This window comes from Xanthomonas sp. SHU 166 (assembly GCF_000364685.1).
Taxonomy (GTDB): domain Bacteria; phylum Pseudomonadota; class Gammaproteobacteria; order Xanthomonadales; family Xanthomonadaceae; genus Xanthomonas_A; species Xanthomonas_A sontii.
Map to the genome: position 1 here is coordinate 1 of NZ_AQOJ01000818.1, position 3,838 is coordinate 3,838.

Consider the following 3,838-nt stretch of genomic DNA (forward strand, 5'->3'; position numbering starts at 1 on the left):
CCGGCGGCGAAGGTGCTGCCGGCGTCGCCATCGCCGCTGCGCGCATCCAGCGCGTCCAGCTCGGCCTGCGCGGCGATCAGGGCTTGCGCCACCCGGCCCAGGGCCGCTGCGCACTGCGCATCGCGCGCGCCATCGCGGTGGCTGTCGTCGCGCTTCAGTGCCGGCGCAAAGGTCTGCACTGCATGCGGCACACGCACGCCGGGCCAGCCCAGGGTCTGCACCGGCGCCTGCAGTGCGGCCAGCACGTCGGCGTCGGCCGGGGCGAGGGTGATCGAGAAGCCGTGCATGTCCATCGAGGTCATCAGCGCTGCCGGCACCGGCATCAGCGCGACCCGCGCGACGCCGATGCGCTGCAACGCCAGCCGCGTCAGCACGCCCAGTTCCTGCGTCGAGCAGCCGCCGAGATCGTTGAGCATCAGCACCAGCGGCGCGTCGGCGCTCAGGCGGGCATCGGCCTGCGCCAGCAGCGGGTCCAGCACCAGCGCCAGCGCCTCTTCCACCGCGCCAGGCTGCACCGGCCGCGCCCCGGGCTCGTTGTGGATGCCCAGCCCCAGTTCCGGCGCGCGGCGGCCGACGTGCTGGCCGGGTACGCTGCAACTGGACAGCGCCATGCCCAGCGACAGCAGGCGGTCGGCGAAGGCCTGGCCGCGCTGCGCCAGTTCGGCCAGCGGCACGCCCTCGCGCGCCAGGTGGCCCACGTACTTGTGCACCAGCACCGTGCCGGCGATGCCGCGCGGCTGCGCCGCGTCGGGCAGGGCAATGTCGTCGGCGACCAGTACGCTGGCCACGTCGATGCCCTCGGCACGGGCGCGCTCGGCGGCCAGGCCGAAGTTGAGCCGGTCGCCGGTGTAGTTTTTGATCACCAGCAGTACGCCGGGCGCATCGGCGCAGGCGCGGATCGCCGCCAGCACCGCTTCCACGCCGGGCGAGGCGAACAGGTCGCCGGCGATGGCGCCGCTGAGCATGCCCGGGCCGACGAAGCCGGCATGCGCCGGTTCGTGCCCGGCGCCACCGCCGGACAGCACCGCGACCTGGCGCGGATCGCGCTCGGCCTGCAGCACGATGCGGGTGCCGCTGTCGGTTTCCGACAGCAGCAGCGGTTGCAGCATGGCCGCGGCCGCGAGGACGTCGTCGACGATGGCGCGGGGGGCGGTGAGGAACTGGTCCATGCGGGTGTCCTGTGCAGGCCGTGCGGCGGTGTGACGCACGATAGCCGGGCCGGCGTTACGCGCGGTTGAGGCCGGCCTGCTCACGCACCTGGTCGGCGGAATCGGCGAGAATCGCCGCTCATCCCGAATGGAATCCCCGCATGGCCGGCGCCAGCCTGTTCACCCTGCTCGACGACATCGCCACCCTGCTCGACGACGTGTCGCTGCTGACCAAGGTCGCGGCCAAGAAGACCGCCGGCGTGCTCGGCGACGACCTGGCGCTGAACGCGCAGCAGGTGACCGGGGTGAACGCCGACCGCGAACTGCCGGTGGTGTGGGCGGTGGCCAAGGGCTCGCTGCTCAACAAGGCGATCCTGGTGCCGGCGGCGCTGGCGATCAGCGCCTGGCTGCCGTGGGCGATCACCCCGCTGATGATGATCGGCGGCGCCTTCCTCTGCTTCGAGGGCGTGGAGAAACTGGCGCACCGTTTCCTGCATTCGAAGGAAGAGGACGCGGCACGTCACGCGCAACAGGTGCAGGCGCTGGCCGACCAGCAGGTGGACGTGGTGGCGCTGGAGAAGGACAAGGTCAAGGGCGCGATCCGCACCGACTTCATCCTCTCGGCGGAGATCATCGTGCTGTCGCTGGGCGTGGTCGCCGGCGTGCCGTTCGTGCAGCAGCTCGCGGTGCTGGTGGCGATCGCGCTGGCGATGACCGCCGGCGTCTACGGGCTGGTCGCGGGCATCGTCAAGCTCGACGACCTGGGGCTGTACCTGAGCCGCAAGGGCGCCGCCGCCGCGGCGATCGGCCGCGGCATCCTGTGGCTGGCGCCTTGGCTGATGCGCACGCTGTCGGTCGCCGGCACCGCGGCGATGTTCCTGGTCGGCGGTGGCATCCTGGTGCACAGCATCGGACCGCTGCACCATGCCATCGAGGGCATTGCCCCAACCGGCGGGCTGGGCAGCCTGGTGCTTGCGCTGGGCAACGCCTTGGTGGGAATCGTGGCTGGTGCCTTGGTGCTGGCGGTGGTGTTGGGCATCAAGAAGGTGCGGGAGTAGGGATTCGGGATTGGAGATTCGGGATTCGTAACAGCGGCGCGCATTCCCGCTTTTGCCAATCCCCAATCCCGACTCCCCAATCCCGCGCCGGCAAAGCCGGCGCTAGTCTGCCGACACCACCCGATTCTTGCCGGCCTTCTTGGCCTCGTACAGCGCACGGTCGGCGCGGCGGATCAGCGCGTCCTGCGCTTCGCCGGGTTGGCGCAGGGCGACGCCGGCGCTGAAGCTGACGAACACGCGCTGGTCTTCGTGCACCACCGCGCGCTGGGCCAGCGCGCGCTGCACGCGGGTCACCGCCGCACTGGCCTCGAAGATCGTGCAGTCCGGCATCAGCAGCACGAACTCCTCGCCACCGAAGCGGGCGACGGCGTCGCTGGCGCGCAAGGTGGTGCGCGCCACTTCCACCACGTGGCGCAGGGCGCTGTCGCCGCCGGGGTGGCCGTAGGTCTCGTTGAGCTTGCGGAAATCGTCGAGGTCCAGCATCGCCACGCACAGTGGCTGCGCGCTGCGCTCGGTGCGCACCAGTTCGCGCACGAACAGGTCGTCCAGGCCGCGGCGATTGAGCGCGCCGGTGAGCTGGTCGACCCGCACCAGGCCGCTGACGTCCTGCAGTTCCTGCTCCAGGCGCAGGATGCGCTGCTCTGCCGCCTCCACCTCCTGGCGTGCGGCGATCAGGTGATCGCGCGCGCGCAGCGCCTGCTCCTGCACGTGGCTGGTGTCCTGCAGCACTTCCTGCAGCAGGCGGTTGAGGTCGGCGATGCTGCGCGCGTCGCGGATGGTCTGCGAGTAGTCGGCGATGCGGTCGTGGAATTCGCCGGTGCTGGTGGCCATGCCGTCCAGGTCCGCGACGAAGCTCAGCATCAGCTCCTTCATCGCCTCCTTGGACTCGGCGATGCCCTGCTTGAGCAGGCCCTGTTTGTAGATCACCTCGCGCAGGCTGCCGCGCGCCTCCTCGATCGAGTAGCGGTCCAGCGGCCCGGCGATCAGGTCGCGCACCACCGCGATCTGGCCCTGCAGCCAGCTGGTGTCGTCGAGCAGTTCGCCGACGTTCTCCAGCAGCAGGTCGAACAGGCTCAGCAACAGCGCCTGCTGCTCCTGGCCGTCGTTGGCGCGCAACGCGATCTGGTGGCACAGCTCGCGCACCTGTTGCGCCACCGGTTCCAGCGGCTGCCCGGGACGCCACTGGCGCAGCGCCTCGCCGCTGGCCTCGGCCTCGCCGGCCAGTTCGGGCAGGGTGTGCAGCAGCGCCGCCAGCGCGCCGGCCACGGTCTGTCGCAGCAGGTCGCGCAGGCGTTCGCTGTCGCTGGGCCCGGCCAGCGGGTCGTCGACGTCGATGGTGCGGATGTACTTGTCGATCAGCTGGCGCAACGCGCGGCCATAGCTGGGCCAGTCGCCGCTGCTCGCCGCCGACTGCAGGCGCCTGCCCATGTCGCCCAGCTCGCCGTGCAGCGAGGCCATGCCGTCGGCGAAGGCGCCGAGCAGGCCTTGCGGCTCGTGCGCCTGCTGGAACAGGCGGATCAGCGCGGCGGTGGCGGCAGCCGGATCGGTCGCCGCCTCCGCGGGCGTCGCCGCGTGGCCGTGCTTGTGCCCGTGGCCGTGCGCCTGCGCGCGCGCCGGCAGCGTCGCGGCCGG

Annotated in this window: 3 protein-coding genes; 1 reads left to right on the top strand and 2 read right to left on the bottom strand. The window is 71.7% G+C overall.

Annotated elements, in window-relative coordinates; all coding sequences use genetic code 11:
• A partial coding sequence (locus D180_RS18790) for a dihydroxyacetone kinase subunit DhaK (protein ID WP_017913999.1) occupies positions 1–1,169 on the bottom strand: 1,169 nt, incomplete at its 3' end.
• Positions 1,170–1,309: 140 nt separating this feature from the next.
• Here D180_RS18790 and D180_RS18795 point away from each other — a divergent pair.
• Positions 1,310–2,206 (top strand): DUF808 domain-containing protein, encoded by an 897-nt coding sequence (locus D180_RS18795; protein ID WP_017914000.1) that lies wholly within the window; start codon positions 1,310–1,312, stop codon positions 2,204–2,206.
• Between the two features lie 102 nt (positions 2,207–2,308).
• On the opposite strand, the gene D180_RS18800 is transcribed toward D180_RS18795, so the two are convergent.
• Positions 2,309–3,826 carry a GGDEF domain-containing protein gene (locus D180_RS18800; protein ID WP_081616538.1) on the bottom strand — a complete coding sequence of 506 codons (1,518 nt, stop codon included), beginning with the start codon at positions 3,824–3,826 and terminating at the stop codon, positions 2,309–2,311.
• Positions 3,827–3,838 lie beyond the last annotated feature (12 nt).

Excerpts from the sequence above, each read along its gene's own strand:
- D180_RS18795 (WP_017914000.1), top strand. The coding sequence starts at position 1,310 with ATGGCCGGCGCCAGCCTGTTCACCCTGCTCGACGACATCGCCACCCTG.